This window comes from Saccharopolyspora pogona, from assembly GCF_014697215.1.
GTDB lineage: Bacteria > Actinomycetota > Actinomycetes > Mycobacteriales > Pseudonocardiaceae > Saccharopolyspora > Saccharopolyspora hattusasensis.
This window is the reverse complement of record NZ_CP031144.1, coordinates 38,033-61,196: the sequence shown is the minus strand read 5'-3', so window position 1 is coordinate 61,196 and position 23,164 is coordinate 38,033. Positions and strand designations below refer to the sequence as shown.

At 69.2% G+C, this 23,164-nt stretch carries 27 protein-coding genes; 14 read left to right on the top strand and 13 right to left on the bottom strand.

Annotated elements, in window-relative coordinates:
• Window positions 1-126: 126 nt before the first annotated feature.
• The 5 genes from DL519_RS45050 (at window position 127) to DL519_RS45030 (ending at window position 3,579) form a co-directional block, all read left to right on the top strand.
• Entirely contained in the window at window positions 127-435 is a 309-nt protein-coding gene (locus DL519_RS45050) for a hypothetical protein (protein ID WP_190824783.1), read from the top strand.
• 72 nt (window positions 436-507) lie between these two features.
• On the top strand, window positions 508-1,014 hold the full coding sequence (locus DL519_RS45045; protein WP_190824782.1) for a hypothetical protein: 507 nt from the start codon (window positions 508-510) through the stop codon (window positions 1,012-1,014).
• A 132-nt stretch (window positions 1,015-1,146) separates the two neighbouring features.
• Window positions 1,147-1,446: a putative ATP-grasp-modified RiPP gene (gene tgmA / locus DL519_RS45040; protein WP_190824781.1), complete on the top strand. Its 300-nt coding sequence runs from the start codon at window positions 1,147-1,149 to the stop codon at window positions 1,444-1,446.
• A 4-nt stretch (window positions 1,447-1,450) separates the two neighbouring features.
• A complete protein-coding gene (tgmB, locus tag DL519_RS45035) occupies window positions 1,451-2,422 on the top strand; it encodes an ATP-grasp ribosomal peptide maturase (protein WP_190824780.1) in 972 nt (323 codons plus the stop codon).
• Window positions 2,419-3,579, top strand: a complete 1,161-nt coding sequence (locus DL519_RS45030) for a methyltransferase domain-containing protein (RefSeq protein ID WP_190824779.1) — start codon at window positions 2,419-2,421, stop codon at window positions 3,577-3,579. The genes tgmB and DL519_RS45030 overlap by 4 nt, the downstream gene beginning before the upstream one ends.
• 60 nt (window positions 3,580-3,639) lie before the next feature.
• Here DL519_RS45030 and DL519_RS45025 read toward each other — a convergent pair whose 3' ends face one another.
• From DL519_RS45025 to DL519_RS44980, 10 genes are read right to left on the bottom strand one after another with little or no spacing between them, the layout of a single operon-like run.
• Window positions 3,640-4,845, bottom strand: coding sequence for an ArdC-like ssDNA-binding domain-containing protein (locus DL519_RS45025; protein ID WP_190824778.1), 1,206 nt, complete (start codon window positions 4,843-4,845; stop codon window positions 3,640-3,642).
• Between the two features lie 5 nt (window positions 4,846-4,850).
• A complete protein-coding gene (locus DL519_RS45020) occupies window positions 4,851-5,012 on the bottom strand; it encodes a hypothetical protein (protein ID WP_190824777.1) in 162 nt (53 codons plus the stop codon).
• A 15-nt stretch (window positions 5,013-5,027) separates the two neighbouring features.
• A complete protein-coding gene (locus tag DL519_RS45015; RefSeq protein WP_190824776.1) occupies window positions 5,028-5,495 on the bottom strand; it encodes a hypothetical protein in 468 nt (155 codons plus the stop codon).
• Window positions 5,492-6,844 carry a DnaB-like helicase N-terminal domain-containing protein gene (locus tag DL519_RS45010; RefSeq protein ID WP_190824775.1) on the bottom strand — a complete coding sequence of 451 codons (1,353 nt, stop codon included), beginning with the start codon at window positions 6,842-6,844 and terminating at the stop codon, window positions 5,492-5,494. Before DL519_RS45010 ends, DL519_RS45015 begins: the two co-directional genes overlap by 4 nt.
• Window positions 6,835-7,080, bottom strand: coding sequence for a hypothetical protein (locus DL519_RS45005; protein WP_190824774.1), 246 nt, complete (start codon window positions 7,078-7,080; stop codon window positions 6,835-6,837). Before DL519_RS45005 ends, DL519_RS45010 begins: the two co-directional genes overlap by 10 nt.
• A 22-nt stretch (window positions 7,081-7,102) precedes the next feature.
• Entirely contained in the window at window positions 7,103-7,627 is a 525-nt protein-coding gene (locus DL519_RS45000) for a hypothetical protein (RefSeq protein WP_190824773.1), read from the bottom strand.
• Window positions 7,628-7,645: 18 nt separating this feature from the next.
• Window positions 7,646-8,110 (bottom strand): hypothetical protein, encoded by a 465-nt coding sequence (locus DL519_RS44995; protein ID WP_190824772.1) that lies wholly within the window; start codon window positions 8,108-8,110, stop codon window positions 7,646-7,648.
• A 6-nt stretch (window positions 8,111-8,116) separates the two neighbouring features.
• Window positions 8,117-9,154: a peptidoglycan DD-metalloendopeptidase family protein gene (locus DL519_RS48205; RefSeq protein ID WP_223840501.1), complete on the bottom strand. Its 1,038-nt coding sequence runs from the start codon at window positions 9,152-9,154 to the stop codon at window positions 8,117-8,119.
• On the bottom strand, window positions 9,151-9,633 hold the full coding sequence (locus tag DL519_RS44985) for a hypothetical protein (protein ID WP_190824771.1): 483 nt from the start codon (window positions 9,631-9,633) through the stop codon (window positions 9,151-9,153). The genes DL519_RS48205 and DL519_RS44985 overlap by 4 nt, the downstream gene beginning before the upstream one ends.
• Before the next feature lie 8 nt (window positions 9,634-9,641).
• Window positions 9,642-9,890: a helix-turn-helix domain-containing protein gene (locus tag DL519_RS44980; RefSeq protein ID WP_190824770.1), complete on the bottom strand. Its 249-nt coding sequence runs from the start codon at window positions 9,888-9,890 to the stop codon at window positions 9,642-9,644.
• 288 nt (window positions 9,891-10,178) lie between these two features.
• Here DL519_RS44980 and DL519_RS44975 point away from each other — a divergent pair, with 288 nt between their 5' ends.
• The 8 genes from DL519_RS44975 to DL519_RS44940 are packed head-to-tail and all read left to right on the top strand — an operon-like array spanning window position 10,179 to window position 18,153.
• Window positions 10,179-10,664, top strand: coding sequence for a DUF6668 family protein (locus DL519_RS44975; RefSeq protein WP_190824769.1), 486 nt, complete (start codon window positions 10,179-10,181; stop codon window positions 10,662-10,664).
• 16 nt (window positions 10,665-10,680) lie between these two features.
• Window positions 10,681-10,968, top strand: a complete 288-nt coding sequence (locus DL519_RS44970) for a hypothetical protein (RefSeq protein WP_190824768.1) — start codon at window positions 10,681-10,683, stop codon at window positions 10,966-10,968.
• 14 nt (window positions 10,969-10,982) lie between these two features.
• Window positions 10,983-11,678: a hypothetical protein gene (locus DL519_RS44965; RefSeq protein ID WP_190824767.1), complete on the top strand. Its 696-nt coding sequence runs from the start codon at window positions 10,983-10,985 to the stop codon at window positions 11,676-11,678.
• 3 nt (window positions 11,679-11,681) lie between these two features.
• Window positions 11,682-12,971 (top strand): hypothetical protein, encoded by a 1,290-nt coding sequence (locus DL519_RS44960; protein ID WP_190824766.1) that lies wholly within the window; start codon window positions 11,682-11,684, stop codon window positions 12,969-12,971.
• Complete coding sequence (locus tag DL519_RS44955; RefSeq protein WP_190824765.1) at window positions 12,968-14,485, top strand: SCO6880 family protein; 1,518 nt, start codon at window positions 12,968-12,970, stop codon at window positions 14,483-14,485. Before DL519_RS44960 ends, DL519_RS44955 begins: the two co-directional genes overlap by 4 nt.
• Before the next feature lie 5 nt (window positions 14,486-14,490).
• Complete coding sequence (locus tag DL519_RS44950) at window positions 14,491-15,939, top strand: ATP-binding protein (RefSeq protein ID WP_190824764.1); 1,449 nt, start codon at window positions 14,491-14,493, stop codon at window positions 15,937-15,939.
• Complete coding sequence (locus tag DL519_RS44945) at window positions 15,936-17,693, top strand: type IV secretory system conjugative DNA transfer family protein (protein WP_223840500.1); 1,758 nt, start codon at window positions 15,936-15,938, stop codon at window positions 17,691-17,693. The genes DL519_RS44950 and DL519_RS44945 overlap by 4 nt, the downstream gene beginning before the upstream one ends.
• Window positions 17,694-17,712: 19 nt before the next feature.
• On the top strand, window positions 17,713-18,153 hold the full coding sequence (locus tag DL519_RS44940) for a DUF4913 domain-containing protein (protein ID WP_223840499.1): 441 nt from the start codon (window positions 17,713-17,715) through the stop codon (window positions 18,151-18,153).
• Window positions 18,154-18,222: 69 nt separating this feature from the next.
• On the opposite strand, the gene DL519_RS48200 is transcribed toward DL519_RS44940, so the two are convergent.
• Genes DL519_RS48200 through DL519_RS44920 form a run of 3 tightly spaced genes read right to left on the bottom strand, consistent with a single transcriptional unit; the run spans window position 18,223 to window position 22,290 of the window.
• On the bottom strand, window positions 18,223-20,391 hold the full coding sequence (locus tag DL519_RS48200) for a DNA translocase FtsK (protein ID WP_223840513.1): 2,169 nt from the start codon (window positions 20,389-20,391) through the stop codon (window positions 18,223-18,225).
• Window positions 20,378-21,955 carry a relaxase/mobilization nuclease domain-containing protein gene (locus tag DL519_RS44925; protein WP_190824838.1) on the bottom strand — a complete coding sequence of 526 codons (1,578 nt, stop codon included), beginning with the start codon at window positions 21,953-21,955 and terminating at the stop codon, window positions 20,378-20,380. The genes DL519_RS48200 and DL519_RS44925 overlap by 14 nt, the downstream gene beginning before the upstream one ends.
• Window positions 21,952-22,290 (bottom strand): hypothetical protein, encoded by a 339-nt coding sequence (locus DL519_RS44920; RefSeq protein ID WP_190824837.1) that lies wholly within the window; start codon window positions 22,288-22,290, stop codon window positions 21,952-21,954. Before DL519_RS44920 ends, DL519_RS44925 begins: the two co-directional genes overlap by 4 nt.
• Before the next feature lie 293 nt (window positions 22,291-22,583).
• On the opposite strand from DL519_RS44920, the gene DL519_RS44915 reads away from it, so the two are divergent.
• Window positions 22,584-22,961, top strand: coding sequence for a hypothetical protein (locus DL519_RS44915; RefSeq protein ID WP_190824836.1), 378 nt, complete (start codon window positions 22,584-22,586; stop codon window positions 22,959-22,961).
• Window positions 22,962-23,164 lie beyond the last annotated feature (203 nt).

Below are 23,164 nucleotides of genomic sequence, written 5' to 3'. Positions count from 1 at the left end.
GGGAGCCGGGTGCTCCGGTGACCCCCAGGCCGTTGAAGCTCCGGCTCCCTGGATCCCGGCGGTGGTGGCCGTGGCCGGCCCCCGACCCGACTGCGGCCACCACCTCAATGTCTGAGGAGCACTTTGATGACCACCAACACCATCGTCGACGCCGGTAGATCGCTGAGCACCGTGCCGGAGACCTGGCCTGAGACGACGCCTGTTGTCGAGGTCTTCGTGGATCACGAAGGGAACGTGCACGAGCGCGCCCCCGAGTCCCCGGGCCGCACGTTGTGCGGCCTGAATGCGGGTGCCTCGAACGAGGTGGTGGGTGCGCGTCCGTGCCGCGCGTGTGTGGTCCGGCATTTCGAGGTCGTCGAAGCGCTGGTAGTGCAGGGCGAGGTCGTGGGCAGTTCGTGTGGCGAGTCGGAGTCGTGGTTGGCGGCGGCGGGCTGAGGCCCGCCGGCCGTTTCCGTTTTTCGCGGTGAGCAGCCGAAAGGCCGGGCAAAAGGGTTTGGGTGATGTCGTGTGAGCGTGGTGTCCGATGTGGACGTGCAGTTGCAGGCGGCGCCGCTGATGCCAGCGCGGACGCTGTCCGGTCTGGAGCATCCGGCGTTTCCGTCGGTGCTGGCTGCGGCGATGCCGGGTGTGGAGCACACCCGGAGTTGCTGGCCGGATGAGCAGGATGAGCATGTGCTCGTCGATCCCGCGACCCGCTCGGCGGTGCGGGTGGTGATCGCTTGGGACCGCCGCCAGGCGCGGGCACGGACCTGGATCGGTGAGGTCGGTCCCCGCCGGTTGTGGAATGAGATCAGTGCGCGGCTGGAGGAGTGGAACTGCAACGGGCGGATGATCCCGGAGCACTGGCTGGAAAGCGGGATTCATTACCACCGTCCTGTGTCGGAGCCGGTGGTCGTCGAGCAGGTGCCGCCTGCTCCGCCCGTTCCGGCTGATGCGGGTTCGGCGGGAGATCTGCGTGCCGAGATCGAGCGTGCCCGCTTGATCCAGACCGACCACCACTCGGTGGTCGGCTGATGGGACCGGGTTGCACGCGCCCGGTTCCTTCGTGTGCCTGTCACCTTCGCCCCCTCGGAGGTGACAGGCACACCTCGTTCTCACAGCGCCCGGCTCGGGCGCTGTGTCCATGAAAAACAGAAGGAGTAACTCATGAGCAGCGTTCTTGATGATCCTGCTGTGCTGAATCCGTTGCCGGCACGGCAGGCGGCGCTGACGGTGTCGTCGGATGTGCCGTCGGAGGGTGCGGTCCGGCCGTTCGGGCTGACGCGGGCGAAAGCCTTGGGCGAGGGTGAGGCGGTGGTATCGCTGCCGGCCGTCAGCTATGACGCGGTCCGGCAGCTCAACGTCGACGCCGGCGAGCGCCCGTTCGTCGACTCGCCTGATGTGATCGTGGCGGGGACGTCGTACGACACGCAGTACGACATGCAGTGGTTTGTCGACCAGGACTGATCTGATGGGTGCTGCCTCAGTTTTGGTTATTAGCCAGGACCTCGACATCACGGCCGACCTGGTGATCGCCGAGCTCGCCCGGCGGGACGTCGGTGTGGTTCGTTTCGACCTCGCGGATTTTCCCGAGGCCTTGACCCAGGTCGCCTATCTGGTGCCGGGCCGTACCCGGTGGACCGGCGCGCTGCGTGGCCGGGTGCGCGATGTGGACCTGTCCGCTGTGGAGAGTGTCTGGTACCGCAAGCCGTCACCGTTCGCGCTGGCCCCAGGGATGACCAGAACGGAGCAGCAGTGGGCGGCCGCCGAAGCACGCGTGGGCTTCGGCGGCCTGCTCGCTGCGCTCGATGTGCGGTGGGTCAGCCGCCCGGACCTGATCGCCGTAGCCGGCTACAAACCTCTGCAGATGGCGGTGGCGGTGGCCTGTGGCCTGGCGGTGCCGGAGTCGTTGGTGACCAACGACCCTGCTCAGGCTCGCGATTTCTGCTGGGCCCACCGGAAGGCCGGGGTGATCTACAAGCCGTTGACCGGTGGCCCGGGGTCGGAGAACGGTGACCGTGTCGCGCTGCGCGCGGATACCGTGTCGGCCGGGGAGATCACCGACGGGGTCCGGCGCACTACGCACTTGTTCCAGGTCCGGGTTCCGTGCGCGTACGCGGTGCGGGTCACCGTCGTCGGTGACCGGCTGTTCGCCGCCCGTATCGACACCCCGCCCGGTGTGGACACAGTGGACTGGCGTGCGGTGCATGACCAGCTGACCTGGACCCCGATCGACGTGCCCGACGACGTCGCTGCAGGGCTTCGCGCAGTGATGGGCAGGCTCGGCCTAGCCTACGCCGCACCCGATTTCATCGTCGACCACGACGGCCGGTGGCAGTTCCATGGCGACCTGAACCCGAACGGCCAGTGGGCATGGATCGAATCGTTACGCCCGGCCATCACCCGGGCCCTTGCCGACGAACTCACCCAAGGAAGGTCATGACCACCCTCGATGACACCACCGCGCTGCGCAACGGGCTAACCGAGCAGTTGTCCGCCGGCGTGCTCACCACTCCCATGTGGCGGGAGGCGTTCCGGACCGTTCCACGCCACCTGTTCGCGCCCCAATTCGCGCTCCACACGCCCGGATCGGGCACGTTCGTCTATCACGACACCACCGCACCGGACACCGAGCGCCGCGCGTCGGCGCTGGCTGCGGCCTACACCGACGACACGCTGATCACCCAGTTCGACGACGCAGGCGTTCCGGTCAGCTCGTCGACCGAGCCGAGTCTGATGGCCTCCATGCTGGAGGAACTCGACGCCCGGCGTGGGCATCAAGTCTTGGAGATCGGGACTGGGACCGGCTACAACGCGGCGTTGCTGTGTGCGGCGCTGGGCGAGGACAACGTCACGACCATCGATGTCGCCGCCGAGCTGGTCGCCGCCGCACGTCCCTCGCTGACCGCGGCCGGCTACCGCCCAGTGGTGGTCAGCGGAAATGGTGCGGCCGGTGTTCCCGAGCGGGCTCCGTTCGACCGGATCATCGCGACCTGCGCGGTAAGCCGGATTCCGGCTGCGTGGCTGGAACAGCTCGCACCGGAGGGCGCGATCCTGGTCAACATCAGTAAAGGCCTCGTTCTTCTTCGCCGCACGGACGATGGTGATGCCGTCTCGGGCCGGTTTTTGTCCCCGGCCGGGTTCATGCCCTTGCGATCGGCCGGAGAACCATCCGGGCCGCAGGGGCGGCAGATTGTCGACGCGACCTCCGGCGAGGCCGACAGCACGCACCGCGAGCAGGTGCCGTGGGATGTCGATTTCGCCATGGCCGCGTTCTTCGCCGATCTCGTCGCCGACCGCAGCCGGCTGGTCTTCACCCATGACGAGAACGGCGCGGTGACCTCCTACCGGTGGCTGCACCCGGGCACCGGGTCGTGGGCGCGCGTCGAAGCCACCGGCGACGGCCAAGGCGTCGTCCACCAAGCCGGGCAACGTCGCTTGTGGACGGAGTTGACACCGATTCTCGAATCGTGGTTTGACGACCACGGCCGACCCGGGATCCAGCGCTACGGGCTGACCGTGAGCGCCGACGGAAGGCACCAGCTCTGGCTCGACACGCCGGGGATGTCCGAGATCGTCATCGCTGACGCAACGCCCTGATCACGAAACCCTGGAGGGGCCGGGCCGAATATTCGGCCCGGCCCCTCCAGGGTTTCGTGATCAAAGGCCGAGGTCGAAAGCCTGCTGCTGGCCTCGGGTGTGGTGGGTGGTCGGGCGCTCACCGTGAGACTGGGGCCCCTGCTTCGACGTGGTCGGCGAACGTGGCGCAGCTTGGCGGGCCAGCAGCACGGCCGGCGCCGCTGCATGCCGTTGCGTGGTGTCCGGTTGCGGCTCGGCCGTGGTTTCCGTGGTGGTGTGGGGTTCATTGACGGTCGCGGCCGCGGCGCGGGTGAGGACGGCGCGCTGGTGGAGCTGCTCGTCGACTTGCCCGTCGGCAGTCGGCTGGATGCGCTCGATGATGTCCCCGGCGGTGCGCACGACCTTCTCCGCGGTGGAGCGCACGACCTCGGTGGGGTTGCGTTGTCCTGCCCAGCCGGCCACGTACGGGAAGCTGTTGTCGCGGGTGTCGTAACCGAAGTGCCCCGCGATCAGGTACGCGACGGATTCGGCTTCGACTTCCCCGATGCCGCGGTGGTGACCGGGTTCGTCGGGGTCACGGGTTGTTGGGTCGTGCATGAGCATGTGCCCGACTTCGTGAGCCAGTGTCAACGCTGCTTGCGCATCGGATTGACCAGGGGTGATGTTGATGTTTCGGCTGGCAAAGTCGGTGTAGCCGTCTTCTCCCAGCCTGCTGGGCTGGGATGTGAGGGTGAAGCCGTGTTCGGCGACGATCGCGGCCAAGCCTTCGCGCATGCCCTCCGGTGCTGGCCCGTCCAGCGACACCGGGTCGGGGATTGGGCGCTGCGGTAGAGGCTCGCCGTCGGTTTGGGCGACGTCGAAAACCTTGACCGATTTCGCGCCCACCATTTTCCGGACCGGCACCGCGCCTGGCGGTACGTCGGTCTTGCGCACCGGTTTCTCGGATTCGACGACCTCCCCGGATTTCAGCCGCCAGCCGACGATGGCCGTCACCGGTGCCAGGATCGTGATGCCTTTCTCGCCTTTGCGGACTTGGCGGCCCAGGTCCTGCCAGGCGTTATAGCCCGCAATCTGGGTGGCGTCGGGCTTTTGCAGTGCGATCAGCAGTTGGTTGTTCGGTGAGTAGGTGTGGAACCGGGCGGCGACATCGAGCCAGCGTTTCCAGTCCTCGCCGCTGCTGATGCTCTCGACGTAGTCGGTGATCAGCTGGTGGGTCTCGGCGAGGCGTTCCTCGCGGGCGGCGCGGGCTTCCTCGGGCGATCGGCGGCTTTTCCTGGTGGTGGGCATGGTGCTCACTCCTCACGGCCGAGATCCGGGATGGGGATGCCGGCCTGGGTCAGCGCGGTGATCAGCTGGGTGATCTGCCGCTCGTGCCGCGCCACCGCCGCGGTGAGGTCTTCGATGGTGTCCTGCTGGGCTGTGAGCAGGTCGGAGATCGGAATGCGGTCAGCCATGATGATTCGTCCCTTTCAATCGGATGTGATGGTCACGCCGGGTTCGTCGGCGAGGTCGAGCACGACCAGGCGCTCGCTGAGGATGGTGAGAAGTGCTGGTCCGTGAGGGCCCGGGATCGCCCAGCACTGCAGACGCAACTGGCCGCCCTTGCCTGCATGCAGGCGTAATTCGCGGGCGGTCGACGCGATGCCCGCTTCGTGGAGCACCGCGTCCAACTCGCGCTCGACGATCTCGCGATGCTGCAGCCACGCGGCCTCTGTGGAGTCAGGCCGGTCCATGACGAGCGCGAGCCGGCGGCCGCCGTTGGCGTAGTCGACGACCCGGTCCAGTTCGTCGGGCTCGACCAGCTGCGGGCGGTAGGGCCAGGCGGCGGCGACCAGCTCGATGGCGCGGCGCTTGAGTCCTCGGTGGACTCGGCGCAGGGTGGTGCCGCCGCGCTGGTGCGCGGCGGCGGCCGGGGTGGGGTTGATCAGCGTCATCATCGCCTCATCTCGGGCTGCACCTTCGGGGTGCAGCGGGCGATCGGTGGCCGCTCGCCGCGGCCCTGTGCTTCGGGTTTCACCTCTCTGGCTGGCGGACCGGGCGCGGCTTGGCGGGCGAGTTGGGCGGCGGGGCTGCCGACCCGGCGGGCGGTGGCCACGACCGCCTGCAGCGCGAGGGTGGAGGTGTGCAGGACGTCGCTGGGCTGCAGCCCGGGTTGCTGGGCGGCGTCGGTGACGGATCGGGCGGCGGTCGTGGTCAGCCTGATCAGGGATCCGCGCAGCACGACGTTCGCGCACCGGTGGGCGTGCCCGGCACCGAGCGATCCGGACTGGCTGAGCTCGGCGAGCTGCTCGACGGGCAGGCCTTCGCCGTGCACGGCGGCCTGGCGCTGCTGCTGCCAAGCGACGGTCACCGGGTCGACGTGCGGGCCTCGGGTGGCGCTGGCGGCGTGCACCTCGACCGCGGCCGCCCAGGTCGCGCCCAGCGACTTGTCGCCGAAATCGCCGGGCTGCACCTGGGCGGCGAGTTCGGCGAGAATCCGGGGCGTGGTCAGCGCTTCGGCGACCAGACCCGTTTCGGCGTCGACGAGTGCCTGCTGCGGCAGGTCGAGCCACACCTCGGCATCTGCCTGGACTGCAATCAAGTGCTCGCGGTGCGGCGCGGGTGCGGCGTCGCCGCTGGGGTGCAGGGCTTCCCAGCGCTGCCGGGCGTCGTCGACCTCGGCCAGCGCGGTGTCGACGACGGCCAGGAGGCCGGCCAGCTCCGGGCTGGTGTCGGCGGCATGGCCGACCCGTAGGCCGGCGGCCTCGACCTGCCGCCGGATCGAGGACTCCAGGACGATCTGTGCGTAGGCCTCGGGCTGGGCACTGCGGGCCGGTGCGGTGGCCATCAAGGTGTGCAGGCCGGGGGCGGTGAGGAGCTGGCTGCGCATGACCTGGGGGTCTCCCGATTCCCGTAGGCGGGTGTGCACCGTCACCGGGTCGACTCCCGGCACCTGGTAGTCCTCGTGTGCCTGTTCTTCGCGGAGTCGCCGGGTTTCCTCGGCGCTGCGTCGTTCGACCTCGCCGTCGACGATCTTGTACTCCGTGCGGTCGTAGGCGACGCCGCCGACAACCAGGTCGTCGCCGAGCATCTCGTCCTGCCAGTCGAAATCCTCGTCGGCCAGGGTCTCGGCCAGTGCTGCGTCGGCTTCGGCGACCATCTCACCGAGCGTGCGATACAGCACCTGGTAGGCGGGCGACCGGAAGTCCTCGGCGCGCAAATAGTCCAGGTCGCGTAGGCGGCCGGGCTCGTCGAGCAGCACACCGAGCAGGGATCGTTCCGCGAACTCACGTGGGGTCATCGCCATGATTGCCCCTGGGCGCGCTGGAGTGCCTGGGCTCCGGCGGCCAGGCGCTCGGCGAACTGGTCGAGCTCGGCGGCCTGTTCACCGGAAACGGGCTGGTAGTCGGCGTCGCCGTGGGGGATGCACCACCACTGTCCACTGTGGTGGATCGGGCCGGGCACGCCCTCGGGCAGCAGCGGCGTTGCGGTGCCGTGGGCGATGGCGGTTTGCATCTGTTCTGCGCTGATCGGGCCGGGCATTGTGTTTCTCCTCGTCAGTTCGTCAGTAGGTGTTTTCGCAGTCGACGCCGCCCCCGTCGGCGGCCGACTGCAGCAACTCCAGCAGCGCCCCGGGGTCGTCCTCGATCTGCTTGCGCTGGTCGAGCCACCAGCTCGCGCGGTCGATCGTTCGCGCGGTCTCCTCGGCAAGGTCGTAGTCGTCAGGGGCGTGATCGTCCTGGACAGCCCAGATGTAGAGCTCGCGCAGGGCCTGGTGGCGCACCCGGCTGGCCCAGGCCACGGCCTTCTCGCTGCCGTTGAGCGGCGGCATCTGGGCGTCCTTGGCCCACTGCTCGGCATCCTGGTTCTCCTGCTCGCGTTTGGTAGCGAGCCATTGGGCTCTGTCCTCGATCCATTCGCCGCGGGGCGGGTGCCCTTGTTCGGCCCGCCAGCAGTCGGTGCAGGTGGCCTTCTGCTCCAGCCACCTTGCGAACCCGGCCCGGTCGGCGGCCTTTTTCTTACTGAGATCCTTCTCCTCGGTGTGGCCACACTGCCGGTAGGTGATCTTGAAAACAGTCTTCACAGCCATGGAGCAACTCCTTCTCGTTCATCGGGGTTCGCCGAGTACCAGGTGGTAGTCGGCGGTGAAACGGCCGCGGTTGGTCAGCAGGCGCGGCAGCACGCGCATCACTTGGGGGCCGTGCGGGGCGGGGATCGTCCAGCACAGCCACCGCCCGGCGGTGTCGTGGCCCTGGTCGTGGCGCAAGGCCAGTGCTGCGGCGTCGTCGGTTCCGGCGCGCAGCAGCGCGGTTTCGATGGCGTCCTCGACGTCAGCGACCCGGCGCTGCCAGGCGATTTCGTCGGCGGCGGCCGGGCCGTAGCAGGTCAGCAACAGCCGGGATTCGTCGCGCGGGCTCGTACGGCGTTCGGTGCGGATGGCTCGCAGGTCGGGGGCGAGATCGTGGTACGCGGGGCGGCGACGTCGCCACCACACCGCGACCTGGTGCGTGGTGATCCACACCGCCAGCACGGTCGGTGCGGCGATCAGCAGGAGATTCGCGAGCTCGGTCATGGGTGATCAGCCGCACAACGGCGGCGCTCCCTGCTGCTGGTGCCAACTGACCGGATCGACGGGCTGGCCGTTGACCTCGACCTGGTAGTGCAGGTGGGGTCCGGTGGACTGGCCCCGGTCGCCGATCTCGGCGACCTGCTGGCCGGCGGCGACCTGCTGCCCGACCGCGACCGTGTTGCGGTTGTTGTGGCCGTAGATCGTGACGACCCCGCCGGGGTGCTGGATCTTCACCCACAGGCCGTAGCCGGACGCGGGACCAGAGGCGATGACGGTGCCGGCGGAAGCGGCGAGGATCGGCGTGCCGATCGGACCTGCGATGTCCTGTCCCCGGTGGAACGTCCCCCATCGCGGCCCGAACGGCGAGCTACAGCGGCCGGCCGCCGGAGTGACCCACCCGGCCCCGTTTCCTGCCGGCACGGTCGGCGCGGGCTGGGCGTACTCTGCGGCCAGTTTCCGGATCCGCTTGATGTAGGTCTGGGTCTCGGCGTAAGGCGGAACTCCGCCGTGGACGTACACGCCCTTGTCGCTGTTGGGTCCGCCCGGACCGGCGTTGTAGCCGGCCAGGGCCAAGTCGACGAGATCGCCTTCGACTTTCCCTGCTTTCAGCCAGCCCTTCATCGTGTCGATCAGCTCGCACATCATGCGGCCTTGAGCGGGGATGGCGTCGGCCGGGTCGTAGACGTTGGCCAACCCGTCGCCGTTCTCGTCACGGCCATAGGTGCGCCAGGTGCCCGGCATGAACTGCGCGATCCCCTGCGCGCCCTTGCCGCTGCCGGCGGTCGGGTCCCACTTGCTTTCCTGATCGATCTGCGCGGCGATCAGCGGCGGCGTGATCTCGGGGCACTGGCTCCCGGCGCGCTGCACCAGCTCGACGTACTGCGCAGGCACGACACCGGGCTTGAGCTGGCTACCGATGCCGACGGTGCCCAGGTCGGCGAGGTTGATCTGGGCCGAGCCTCCCAGCACGATGCCCAGCATCATCCCGAGCATGCCCACTGCGGCGACGCCTCCACCGACCAGCGTGGAGGTTTTGCCGGCGGTCACTGGGCGATCCCGGTCTGCAGGTCGTCGACGCGCCACTGCCCGGCCTGCTCGACCAGCGTGCAGTAGACCACCACATCCGGAAGGGGAGAGTTCCAGCCGTCGGCGCCGGTGGCGGTGCGGGTGGTGAGGGTGGCGGCAAACCGGCCGCGGTCGCCCTCGCCGGGAGTGGGAGGCGCTTCGCCGTTGTAGGTGCCGGTCGCGGTGATGATGCGGGCGCGGTGGGCGCTCCACTCGCTCCACTGTGCATCGGGTCGGGTCGGGTCGGCGTCGCCGATCTGCTGTTGCAGGCGCGGGGTGCCGTACTGCTCGGCGGCGCGGTGGCGGGCGGCGTCCGGCCCTGTGTCGGTGGTGGTGTCGGCGGCCAGCCACGCAAGTGCGAGCCCGTCGCACGAGCTTTGCGGGTCGCCCTGCGTCGCGGGGACGGCCGGAGGTGGTGGCGGTGCGGCGGGTGGCGTGCTGCCACCGCCGCACCCCGCCACCAGCAGGGCTACTCCTGCGATGCCTCTGGCGGCGTGTCGAGCTCGACCTGCAACAACTTGAGCAGGGCCGACTTTCGGAAGCGCCACTCGTTGCCGATCTTGGTGCCGGGGATGTCCCCCTCGGCCGCGAGCCTGCGGACGGTCACCGGGTGCATGCGAAGCACGATCGCCGCTTCCTTCGCGGTCAGCAGCTCTTCCAGACCCGCGACCTGCTCTTCCCAGCTTCCGGGCGTCTCGCCCTGCTGTTTCTCGCTCATTGGCCATCTTTCGGTCGACCTCGTCTGTCGTCGTGGATTCTCGCGTGCGCTTCCCGATCGATCGCGACACCCCGCCACAGTATGCAGCAATTTGAACTATGTACAACAGTTCGTGCATCTCGTAGCAGAATGTTGTAGTTTGAACATGTGACAGCAGTTGAAATCCCGGAGACGTTGGCCCCGTTCACGTGGGCCTCGTCGACCGCAGCAGCGAACGCTGAGCGGGCCGGCTGCGCTGGAGTCGAGCCCCCGCCCGGATGGAGGCAGGTACGCGCCTGGAACGGGGCCGTGCAGCCGTGGCCGGACGCCGGCCACAGCAACCCGTGGGTGTGGCTGGTCGGCCTGCACGGCGGTGCGGGCGTGAGCACGCTCGTGCACGCGATGCCGCGGCTGGCGGGGGATGCGCGGCGGCAACTGCCCGCCGGCGGCGGTGGGCAATCGCCGTTCGTTGTCGTCGTCGCCCGCAACCACAGTGACGGCCTCGTGCACGCGCAGGACTTCGCCCGTCAGGCGATCACCGGGCTGATCCCGGCCAGCATCTCGGTGCTCGGCCTGGTGCTCGTCGCCGATGCGCCGGTTCGGCCGGATTCGGCCGTTCGGCAGTTCACGAAGGTTGTGTCCAGGGCATATCCGCGGGCTTGGCAAATCCCGTGGATCACGGAGTGGCGATCCGCTCGGCCCGATCCGACGGCCGGGCCGCTCCCGGCGCCCGTGACCCGCCTCGCCCAGGACCTCGCCCAGCTCACCGGCTGCGCGACGTCGTCCCAGCGCTAAGACCAAGGAGTCAGCAATGTTCGTTCAGCTCGCCGTGGCGGTGGCCGCGCAGATGCCCAATCCGGGCGGACCGATTGCCCCGCCCGGCTCGGAAAAGATCATGCTGCTTATGCAATGGGGCTTGTGGATCGGCTTCGCGTGCTGCATCGGCGGTATTGCGCTTTTCGCCGCGAAGATGGCGATCAGCCACCGCCAGGGCTTCGGCGGCGGCGATGAGGCCACAGGCGTGTGGAAACCGTTGGTCGCCTGCATCGTGCTCAGCAACATCTTCGGGCTCGCCGCAGGTCTGGCCACGTTCGGCTGAGTGAGGACAAACAGATGATGCGGAAGAAGTGGACCTTGATCGCGGCCGCGGTGGTCGTCGGCAGTGTGCTGGTGCTCGGCGGCCTGCTCCTGGTGTTCGGGGGGAAGGAATCCGCCGCCCCCGCCGACGTGGTGGCGCCGCCCGCACGTCCCGCCCCCTCCACCGCGCAGCCAGATGACGCCCCCAGCGGCGAGCAGGGACTGCCGGTCGAGGGCCCTGCGGCGCAGTGGTCGCTCGTCGGCCGGGTTGCGGTGCCGGACTCCACGGAGGCCGGCCCCCGGAGCCAGGGCAGCCCGGCGGCGGAGGGCTACCAGCGATCTCCGGTGGGGGCGCTGATCGCCGCCTGGAACATCAACACCCGGATGCTGCTCACCCCGGGCGACGGGTGGCGTGAGGTCGTCGACCGCCAGGTCCTCGACGGACCCGGCAAGGAGGCCTTCATCAAGGCGCGCAGCACCGTGACCGACCCCAGCCTGGGCGACAACGAAGCGATGCAGGTGGCGGGGTTCCGGTTCGTCACCTACGACATCAACACCGCGGTGATCCAATTCGCCTCGAAGTCCGGGACGGGTGCGCTGATGGGCTCCACGGTGACGGTGCGCTGGGTCGACGGAGACTGGCGGCTGGAACTGCAGCCCAACGGATCGGCCAGCTCGACGGTGACACCGCTGAAGGACCTGTCCTTCTACACGCCGTGGTCGGGGGTGTGATCGATGGGAATGTGCGACACCCCGGAGATGGTCGCGGTCTGCGCCGCGAACCCGGCGCTGGCTGCCCCTGCCATCATCGGCGGGGTTGCCGGTGAGGCCGCCGCGTCGGCCGGGAACGCGTTTCTGAACTCGACGGCCCAGGCGATGCGCGAGGCCTACGCCTGGGTGGTCAAGACGATGGTGACCTGGTGGGTCGACTTCCCGACCCCTGGCCTGACCGGGTCGTCGGGCACCGTCGCCGAGATCCAGCGGCACCTGTCCTTCTACATGCTGGCCGCGGCGATGTTCGGCATGATCATCGCGGCTGGACGTCTCGCTCTGGCGCGCGACGGTGAAACGCCGCTGCGTGATCTGACTAAGGACATCGCCAAGTGGATCCTGATCAGCGCCGGCGGCACAGCGGGAATCTCCGCGGTCACCATCGCGGGTGATCAGTTCGCTTCGTGGATCATCACCCGCGCCACGGGCCCGGACTTCGCTGCGGCGATGGACCAATTCACCGGGGTCGGGCTCTTCGGGCCGCTTGGCTCGATGCTGATGCTCATCCTCTGTCTGTTCGGCGTGTTCGCTGGGATGGCCCAGATCTTCATGTCCTTCGCGCGCTCGGCGTGCCTGGTGCTGCTCGCTGGTGCACTGCCGTTCTCCGCCGCGGCCGCGATCGGCGGCGGGACTGCCCGTGAAGGACGCGACAAGCTCCTCGCCTGGGTGTTCGCGTTCGGCGCGTGGAAGCCCACCGCTGGTGTGTGCTTCGCGGGCTCGTTCTGGAGCGTGTCCAAAGGCGACTTCGTGGTGGGCCCGTTCCTCGGCGTCTTCATGCTCATCATCAGCGTGCTCGCGCTGCCTGCGCTGATGCGGCTGATCACCCCGGTAGTGGCCTCCATCAGTGGCGGCTCGTCAGCCGGTGCGGCCGCCGGCGGTGCTGTGGGTGCCGCCGCCGCAACGGGTGCGCGGCTGTTGAGCAGCCGCGGTGGCCGCGGTTCCGGTGGCGGTGGGCGTGCCGCGCGGTTCAACGGCGGTGGCACGTCGGCCGGTGCAGCGGGTGGCGGTGCAGCCGGTAGCGCTGGCGGCGGCCGTGGCGCAGGGCTGATCTCCGGCAGCGGCGGCAAGGCCGCAGCGGCCGGCGCGGCGAAGATGGGCGCCGCCGCAGGATCCGCTGCCACTGGTGGCGTGCTGGCCGCCGCCGCCATCGCGCAGAAGGGGGTTCAGGCGGCCCGATCCGGTGCGCAGACCGCCACCACATCCCCTGGTCAGGACAAAGGCGCACCGTCGGGAGCTAGGAGCCGTCGGTCATGACCAACATGCAGCAATACCAAGGGCAGGCCGCAACGGTCGCGGCAGAACCGCGCTACGGCCAGTGGCGTCGTCCACGCACCGCCGGCCTCCTCGGGCTGGGAACCATGTTCACCGTGATCGCGCTGGTGTGGGTTCTCTTCGCCCTCAGCGCGATGATGTTCTGGCCGCTGCTCGGCTGGATCCTGATCGGCATCGGTGTCGTGGGGCTGGCGCCGCTGGCGATCAAGGTCGGCGGCCGCAGCGTCTACAGCCTCGCCGTGGCCAGGCTGGCGTACAGACGTGGGCACCGCCGCGGCCAGCACCTGCTGCTCAACGGTCCGCTGGGGCTCGTCCCCGGCGGCAAGCACCGGCTTCCCGGCATCCTCGCCGCCAGCGAGATGCACGAAGCCCAGGACTCCTACGGACGGCCATTCGGCCTGATCCGCCAGCAAGGGCACTACACCGCGGTGTTGCGCTGCGATGCCTCCGGTGACCAGCTCGTGGATCGCGACACGGTGGACACCTGGGTCGCCGGATGGGGCAGCTGGCTGGCCAAACTCGGGCAGATCCCCGGCCTAGCCGGGGTCGCCGTGACCATCGAAACCGCACCAGACTCCGGCGAGCGGCTGCGCACCGAGGTCGCCAAGCTCACCGACAACTCCTCCGGCCCAGCACTGGCCAAGCAGGTGCTGCGCGAGGCCGCAGAGGACTACCCGCTAGCCGCGGCACAGGTGATCAGCCGCGTCGCGCTGACCTTCCGATCAAAGGTCTCCGACGCCGCCAAACCGCGCAGCCTGGAAGAGATGGCGGTCGAGATCGGTTCCCGGCTGCCCGAGCTCGGCAAGGAACTCGCGCTCACCGGTGCGGGAGCGGCCCGGCCGATGACCGCACAGCAGCTGGCCGAGCTGGTCTTCGCCGCCTACAACCCGGCAGAGGCCGACGATGCCGACGCCGCCCGCCACGCCGCGCTCGGCACCGGCATCACCTGGGAGAACTCCGGACCGTCGGGCACGGCACACGAGCTGCGCGACCGCTACATCCACGGATCCGGGCACAGCGTCGTCTTCGCGATGGAGGAGGCACCGCGGGGCGCGGTGCTCTCCAGCGTGCTCCGCGAGTTCCTCGCGCCGCACATGGATTTCGACCGCAAGCGCGTGACGCTGATCTACCGCCCGCACGACCCGGGGCGCTCGGCGACCATCGTCGAGCGCGACCTGCGCCACGCCAAGACCAACGCCTCCAAGCGCAAGGTCGTGTCCGCACGTGACGACGCCGATGTGCGCGCCGCCCAGCAGTCCACCGATGAAGAAGCCTCCGGCGCCGGGATCGTGTCCTTCTCGCTGCTGGCCACCGCCACCGTCATCGAACTCGAGGACCTGCCGCAGGCGACCCGGACGCTGCACAACCTCTCGGCGACCGCGCGGCTGCGGCTGCGCACCGTCTACGGAGGACAGTCCGCGGCGTTCGCGGCCGGGCTCGGCGTCGGCGTGCTGCCGCATGCCTTCGCCACGATCAGCACCCTGTTCGAGGAGTGACCACGATGACCACCACCCCCGGCCCGGTGCTCACCCGCACCGGTTACCGCGGCCACCGCCTCGGCCGCGCCAGCTTCGTCGACAGCCCGGTCGAGTACCGGGGCACGTCGGTGCAGGTTTGCGGTCTGTGGCCGTGGGCGGTCGGTGCCGGCTCGCCGACCATCGGCACCCCGATCGGCGTGCACCAGGACACCGGCGCCTCCGTCTGCTTTGACCCGGTGGCCTGGTTCAGCCGGGCCCGGCTGCTGTCGACCCCGATCGTCTACGTCCTCGGTCGGCCTGGCCTGGGCAAGTCCACCCTGGTGCGGCGGATGGTGATCGGCACCGCCGCCCAGGGTGTCGTGCCGTTGATCCTGGGCGACTTGCGTCCTGACTACGCCGAGCTGGTGCGCCAGCTCGGCGGTCAGGTCGTCCGGCTCGGCCGCGGGCTGGGCTCGCTCAACCCTCTTGACGTCGGCGCCCTCGGCAGCATCATCCCGCGCTTGTCCGACGGCGCGGCCACCCAAGTGCGCTCGGAGATCCACGGCCGTCGGCTGCACATGGTCGCGAGCCTGATCGAGCTGATTCGCCGTACGCCGATCAGCGATCACGAGGAAACGATCCTCTCGGCCGCGCTGCGGATCCTCGACACCGCGCACGAAGGCAAGGACGCACCGCTGCTCAGCGACCTGATCCACGTGCTGGAGACCGGCCCGGCCGAACTGCGGCACTACACCCTCGACCGCGGTGAGGATCAGAGGTACCGCGCGGCCGTCGACCCGCTGCACCGCTCCCTGCTCGCCCTGCTCGAAGGCCCCCTCGGCGACACCTTCAGCCGCCCGACCAGCGTGCGCATCGACGTCGACGCCCCGGCAGTGTGCATCGACATCTCCGGCCTGGCGGTGCACGACCACCGCCTGACCGCCGCCGTCCTGCTGTCGTGCTGGTCGGACGGATTCGGGGCGATCGAGGCCTCCAACAGGCTCACCGATGAGGGCCTGGCCCCGCAGAAGCGGTTCTTCGTCGTGATGGACGAGTTGTGGCGGGTGCTGCGGCACGGCCTGGTCGACCGCCTCGACGAGATGACCCGGATCAACCGGGAGTGGGCGACCGCGGTCGCCTACATCACCCACTCATTCAGCTTGGACTCCGACGCGATCAGCAACGAAGCCGACCGTGCCAAGGCCAAGGGCTTCATCGAGCGCTCCGGCGCGGTCATCAGCTTCGGGTTGCCGCAGCGCGAAGTCGATGATCTCAACAAGGTCGTCCAGCACTCCGAAGAGGAACGGCGGCGGCTGACCGAGTGGTCGACGCCCGGCGCCTGGGATCACGACCTCAGCGAGGAAACGCCACCGCCTGGTCAGGGGCACTGCCTGATCAAGGTCGGCCAGCGCCCGGGCATCCCGGTGCAGGTTCAGCTCACCCAAACCGAGCTCGATTCCGGGGTGCACAACACCAACCGGAGGTGGCAGTGAACACTCGGAGATCGGCCACCGCCGCGCTCTACATCCCGCTGCCGCTGTGGCTCCTGCTGGCCTTCGGCGTGGTGTCCCTGGTGGTCTGGGGGGCGGTCGCCCTCGGCGGCCTGGCCGCCGGAACCCCGATCACCAGCAACCCCGTCACTGTCGTGCTTGGACTGGCGATGGGCACGGTCACCTGGCCCGGCTCGTGGGGCTGGGTCGTCCTGGTCGTCGAGCTCGGCGTCCTAGTCGGCCTCGGCGTGGTGGTCGCGCGGGTGCGAGGTCGACGTGGCGGCAAGACCAGCGTCGACCGCAGCGCCCGCTCGATGGGCCACCCCGCGGACCTCACGCCCTACAGCGCGGACGGTGTCGCCGCCTCGGCGCAGCGACTGCGGCCGGGCGGCGTCGACCTGGCTAACCCCGATGAGCACGGCGTCCTCATCGGGCGCACGGTCGTCGGCCGCAAGGATTTCCGATCGTCCTGGGAGGACACGATCGTCGAGATCTGGGGGCCGCGCACCGGGAAAACCACGTCGCAGGCGGTGCCGGCCATCGTCGCTGCCCCGGGCGCAGTCTTGGCCACCTCGAACAAGAGGGATCTGCACGACGCCACCCGCGGCGTCCGCGAGCTGGTCGGCAAGGCCTGGCTGTTCGACCCCCAGGACATCGTCGGCCTGCCCGAGCCCGAGTTCTGGGTCAACCCCCTCGACACGGTCACCGGCCCCCGAGAGGCCTCCGAACTGGTCGCGCACTTCGTCGCCGGATCGACCTCCCCCGATGCGAAGAAGGACTCGTACTTCGACACCGAGGGCGAGAACTTGCTCAGTTATTTCTTCTTGGCAGCGGCCCGGTCCGGTAAGGACATCACGGCCGCGTACCACTGGGCTGCCGACAGCCGCAACCGTGAACCGGCAGAGATCCTGCGCGATGCCGGCGACATCGTCGCCTCCAAGCTGGCCGGCATTGTCGAACTGCCGGAGAAGCAGCGCGAGGGTGTCTACGCGTCCGCGCTGCGGCTGCTGAAGTGCTTGGAAGACGCACGGGTGCTCAAGTGGGTCACCCCGCCGACCAGCTGGCCAGAGTACGCCGATCGCCCCGCCGAAGCGCCGACGATTCCGCAGTTCGACGCGAAGTCCTTCCTGCAGACCCGCGACACTCTGTACCTGCTCAGCAAGGAAGGCGAGGGCTCGGCGAGCCCGCTCGTGGCCGCGCTGACCTTCGCTGTCCTCGTGGCCGGCGAGCAGCTCGGCCGCGAGCTGCCCGGCGCGCGGCTGGACCCGCCGCTGCTGTGCGTCCTCGATGAGGCCGCCAACGTGTGCAGGATCAGGCAGCTCCCCAACCTGTACAGCCACTTCGGCAGCCGCGGCATGCTCGTGATGACCATCCTGCAGTCCTGGGAGCAAGGCGTCGAAGCCTGGGGCAAGTCTGGGATGCAAAAGATCTGGGACAGCGCGAACGTGAGGGTGTACGGCGGCGGCGTCGCCGACGCCGACTTCCTCGACAGGCTCGCCCGCCTGGTCGGTCGCGACGACGAACTCCGCTGGTCCCGAAGCTACGACCGCAACGGCGGGTCGAGCCGCAGCGTCAGCCCGCAGCGAGAGCGGATCCTCGACGTCGAGCACCTCGCCAAACTGCCCCGCGGCCGCGCCGTCGTCGTCGCCTCTGGTGTCCCGGCCACGATGGTCGAACCCGTGCCGTGGATGGCCGGCCCCCGCGCCGGCGAGATCCGCCTGAGCCTGGCCACCTACGACCCCGGCGCCCGAAACTGACCATGACCTGGAGGTCATCGTGACCGCGACCGACGAATGGGACGAAGCACTCGCCACCACCGGAAAGGACGCTGGCGACCAGAACGGCGATCAAGAGCCGGCAGAGCCGATGTTCGCCAACGTCGAGGCCTGGGTCACCCAGTGGCTGGCGCCGATGATCCGGCGCCCCCTCACCGGCGATACGACGTGGTGTCCACAGTGGTGGCAGCACCCCGAAGCCATCCTGCGGCTGGAAGCTCTCTGGCGCGCATGGGAATTCCTCCGCACCGACGGCACCGTCGGCATGTCGGTGTTCGTGCGCGATCACCTCGACCCCCACCTGAACTTCCTGATGAACCGCGAGCTTTCCCCGCTGTCGAAGTGCCGCAAGGGCCACCAGGGCCAAGAGGACCAGCTCCCCGTCGAGCCCGCGCCCGACGGCTGGTGGGGTGAACCCGACCAAGAGGTCTCCGCCCCCTGATCTCCCGTCACACCGGTCGGAAGGCAGCCCCCTCGGAAACCGAGGGGGCTGCTTTCTGCTCGGGCTCGATCATCCTCGGCCGCGCTCGAAGTCCCGGCGTCCCGGCCCTGTCGACTTCCCACGTCGGCGACCCATCGACGCTCGTCGCTGCGCGTGGGCTTTCCGCAGCGCTGGCTCGATCGGGTCCGGGAACCCTTCGCCGGCCAGCTCGGCCTGCTCGGCGCCGCCGGTGTAGGCCCCGCGGGGCTGCTGCTCATCGAGCGGGTCGACGTCACCGGGCAGGTACGAATCGGCGTCCATCACCAGATTGGCCGTGCGGTCCATGTAGGCCTCGAAGCTCTCTCCCCTGTCTTCGGCTGAGCCCAGATGTTGGTCAAGCTCGGGCTGCTGGACCAGCACCTCGCGCGGGCGCGATCCCGCTTCCGGCCCGACGATTCCGCGGCGTTCGAGCTCATCCATGAGCCTGCCGGCCTCGGCGAACCCGACGCGCATCTTGCGCTGCAACATGGAAGTCGAGCCGAACTGGCTCTTGACCACCAGCTCCGCCGCCTTGCGCACCTGAGCCTCATCTAGTCCCGACGCCGACATGCCAGCCTGCACCGGCTGACCCGCCATCGGCGGCGGGGCCGACCGCTGGAGGTGGTCGGTCAGCTCGTGCGGCTGAACGAGCACCTCCCGCGCGAGCGACCCTTCCGCCGGCCCCACGACTCTGCGGCGTTCGAGCTCATCCATGAGCCTGCCGGCCTCGGCGAACCCGACGCGCATCTTGCGCTGCAACATGGAAGTCGAGCCGAACTGGCTCTTGACCACCAGCTCCGCCGCCTTGCGCACCTGAGCCTCATCTAGTCCCGACGCCGGCATGCCGTGCCGTGTCACCCCCACCTCGGCGCCTCGCTTGACCCCGTCGGCCAGGTGCTGCATCGCCCACGGGTCCCGCTGGCTGGCCGCGGAAACACTGCTGGCGATCTCTTCAGCGGTCGTCCGCCCACCGAGTCCTCCGGACTGGGTCAGTCCCTCGCGGGCCGCCTCTGCTGAGACCGGGTTCTGCACCACTAGGCGCCGCTTCAACCGCCACGCCAACACGCTGGTGGTGTCCCGAACGTTGTCCAGCCGCCGTTCATCCCGCACCTCGGCCAGCAGCTGGGCAGGGTCCGCGCCCGCGCCCTCCGCCCTCACCAGGAAGTCGCGCAGCTCCGGCCAACTGGAGGAGCCGGCCATTTCCCGCGCCTGCGCTTCACCGAAGCACGACGTCAACGCGTCCCTGGCTCGTTCCTGCCGCTGTCGGTCGTTCCCGACGCGCTCCTGCGGCCGCGCATTGTCCAGTTCGGCGTGCAGGTGGGCCTTGGTCTGGCCCGGCCGCTGCCGGACCTTCCGGTTCACCCGGTAATCGCGCACGACGTGCGCGACCAACCCGTCGAACTCCGTATAGCCGACGTACCGGGCGCTGGGGATGATGCCCGCCGCCTGCAGTCGGGACTCCAGGATCGGCACCGCGGCCGCCGCGCGCTCATCGAGCGGCTCCCAGAGCTTCGCCGATCCCCAGATCCGCTCCATCAGGCTGGTGTCCAGCTCCGGGTCCTGGGCTCGCGCCCAGTCGTAGGCCGCGTGGCCACGCATGAAGTCGACGACGCTTTCCAGGTGCTCGTCGTCGATCGCGGCCAGCGCCATCCGATGCAGCCGCGACACCGTCGGCATCCACACCGGCGAGTCCACCAGCTTGTCGAACTGCTCACTGCCCAGGCAGCCGCGCAGGTGGTCCTCGAACAGGTTCTGCGCTTCTTCCACCGTCACCAGGTCCAGGCCGCGCTGCGCGCGTTCCTGCTCCGCCCGGCGAATCAGCAGCGTCAGCGCCTCGTACTCGCGCAACTCGTGCGCGTCCAGCACCAACTCGGGATCAATGCCGGCCTCGCGCAGCCGTTCGTCCAGGATGTCGACGACCTCACGTGCGCGAGGGTCGTACTGCTCCCAGACCCTCGCTGTCGCGTACACCTCGGCCAGCGCGGGCACGTCGGTGTAGAGCTCGGGGTCGTCGACGCGCTGCCACTCGACGGCCTGCAGCTCCAGGTGTGCGTCCAGCTCGGCCGCCAGCTCCCGCTGCCGTTCTTCGCTCTCGCGGGCGGCTTCCTCGGCACGTTGCGCCCACCACTGCAAGCCGAACTCCGCGATCGTCAGCCCAATCGACAACGACACTGCAAACCGGCGCACCAGTACCTGGTGCGTGTCGTCAACGTCGCTCATCACGCCCTCCTCGCCTTCTCTCGGTGCGTTCGTCCTCGACGCTGACGGCCGCTTGCTGGCCGTACCGCGCCTTGTGTTCATCGACAGCTCGTCGCCGTCGTGCCTGCTGGCTGGACGCTGTTGGGGCTGCGCGGACGAAGTCGAGCATCTCCCGGGCGGCCTCGGCCGCCCGTTGCGCTTCCTGCTCACGGTGAGCCGCACGATGTGCCCGCTCGATGTCCTGCACGACACGACCGATCTGCGCCACCAACGACGCGACCGCGATCGCTCCACCGTGCGCGGCCAAGCTCGCATCACCCACCACCCGAGCGACCCAGGCGAGTGGCCCCAACACGGACAGCCGGGGCGGCCGCGGCGCGCCGCGCTCGGACTGCGCGATCCGGCTCAGCGCATTCGCTGCGCGCGACAGCTGCCGCCGGTGAGGCCACTCCACGCGCGCCGACAGCCCAGACAACACTCCAGCCGCATCCCGCGCAACGGCTCGCCACGCTGCTGCATCTGCGGGATCAAGCCCGTTCAGTGCATCGCGCACCTGCGACGTCACACCAACGGCCTCGCTCCAAGCCTCCGCGCGGAGGCGACGGTCCTTCAGCTGTTGTCCGGTCGGCAGCCGACGCCAGCCCGGTGGCCTCCACTCCCGGCGGATATCGGCGGCTCGATCTTCATCGGGACTGGCCCACAACTCGCGCAAGCGGTCCAGTGTCAGGTCCCGGGCGAGCTTGCCGCCGCCGAACCAGATCGGCTTATAGCCCTCGCGTTCGGGACGCAGCGCGACCGAGTAGCCGACAACTTCGTTGCGGCCGCCCTTCCCCCACCGGGGCCGAACCAGGACACCTGCCCGACGCATCCGCCGCAACCACTCGGCCTCATCGCGCGCACCGGTTGCGGCAGCACGAACCACGCGGGCCAATCGCGTACGCGGCGACTCCGGATCCGTCGCCGGCGCCTGACCGGACTTCGCGGAGCGCTCGGCCGCCTCTCGCTCAGCCCTCTGCAATTCGGCTTGAGTCAGTCCCGGCATTCCGGCTCCACGATCCCGACCGGTGCGCAAGTTCCACTTCGCGGCGTAGTGCTCGCGGACCTCTCGCCACTTCCCCCAGTCGCCTCGGATCTCAGGCACGTGTCCGGACTCTCGACACAGAATCGCCACGAAGTGAATGTGGTCGTGTCCTTTGGCGCTTGTCCCGTGACGCATCGCGATCCACGGCACTGCAGCTCGATCCGGACCGGCGGTAAACCCCAACTTCTCCGCAGCACTCTCCGCGACTTCCGCCCACTGCGCGTCGGTGAGATCGCCATCCTCGGCGTGAATGCTCACCGCTGTGTGGTAAACGTGCTGCCCCAGCACCTTCCCGAACATCCGCATCGGCGACTCCATCTCGCGGGCCAGCAAGCCTCGCTCGAAGCCGTCCAAGACAGGGGCGGAAGCGTCGCGCACCAGACTCGAATCCCACGCCGCAACGATCCTGGGATCGGTGTGCTCGTTGACTTTGCCGGGGCCCCAGAGGTACTCCAGCAGCCCGCGCACTCGGGCGCCGCGCTCCGGAACGACCTTGGTGATCATCGGCGGGGCTTCAGCTCAGGTCCGACAGCGTCAAGCAGCTCCGCAAGGCGCTCTTCCATGCGCGCAATTCGATCGGCGTGATGCAGCGCTTCCTGCTCCAACTCGCCGGTTACGTGTCCCGCTCGCACAGCCGTGTTGATGTTGTTCGCGCTGCCACGCAGGATGCGCTTGATCGCATACAACTCGGCGACCCATGCTCGCAGCTGCGGCAGGTTCGTCGGCCTTGCGGCGTCGGCTGGCTGGCAACCGCGCCAGGCGAGGAACGCCGGGCGGGACATACCCGCAGCGGTGGCTGCGGCCGCGACATCTGCGAACTGCTCTTCGGTCAGTTTCACCAGCACTTGACGGCCGCGACCGCCATCGGTTCGGGTTTGTCGTCGCTCTGAGCTCATGCCCTTCCCTTCCATCCTTCCCTGCCCAGCGCAGCGACGGACACATCCCAGTGTGGCCGACAAACTAGCGATCACGCTAGTTTCAGCCGAGATCAGATATCTGACCTACTATCTTGCTCTGCCGAAAGGAGAGGCTTCAAAGTGAGCGGTCGGGAGTCTGGGAACGCCGACACACTGGCCTCGTAGCGCGGCTGAGACGGCCGCTGAGCGGTCGAACGGGCGCTACCCTGTTTCGCATGAGCATCGACCCCATAAAAGCCGCGCAGGAGATCGAGCAGGAGCGGACGCGCGCACGCGTCCAGCTGATCAAGGAACTCAAGGAAGCCACCGAGGCCGACGGCCGGCTCGCTGAGGCCGGAACAGCGCTTCGCCGGGCCATCGCACAGCTACCGGCCTCCGCCGGCGAGGCTGCCACCACAGCGACGGCGGCCGTTGATGCGCTCCGTGATGCGACGCGCAATGCCGTCACCTCAGCACGGCGGGCCGCGACAGATGGCGGCTGGACCAAGGCCCAGCTCGTCGAGCTCGGCCTTGTGAAAGCACCAACACCACGCGCCTCGCGTTCCGACACCACACCGACCGACGCGCCGCCGACGGAGAACACCACCTCGTAGGCCGCCGTCTCCGACTGCTGGGGCGCTCGCCGCCCCCAGACCCCCGGCATGCTCCGGGCAGGGTGAGCTGCGCCTGCAGGGTTGTGGTGGGCCTGCCCGTCACCTGCCGGGAAATGCCAGACGGCTGGCCACTCCGCGCAAGCGCTCCCCTACGGGCTACCCCGCCGCGCTTGCACTCAGGACCAACCGCCCGGCGTGGCTAT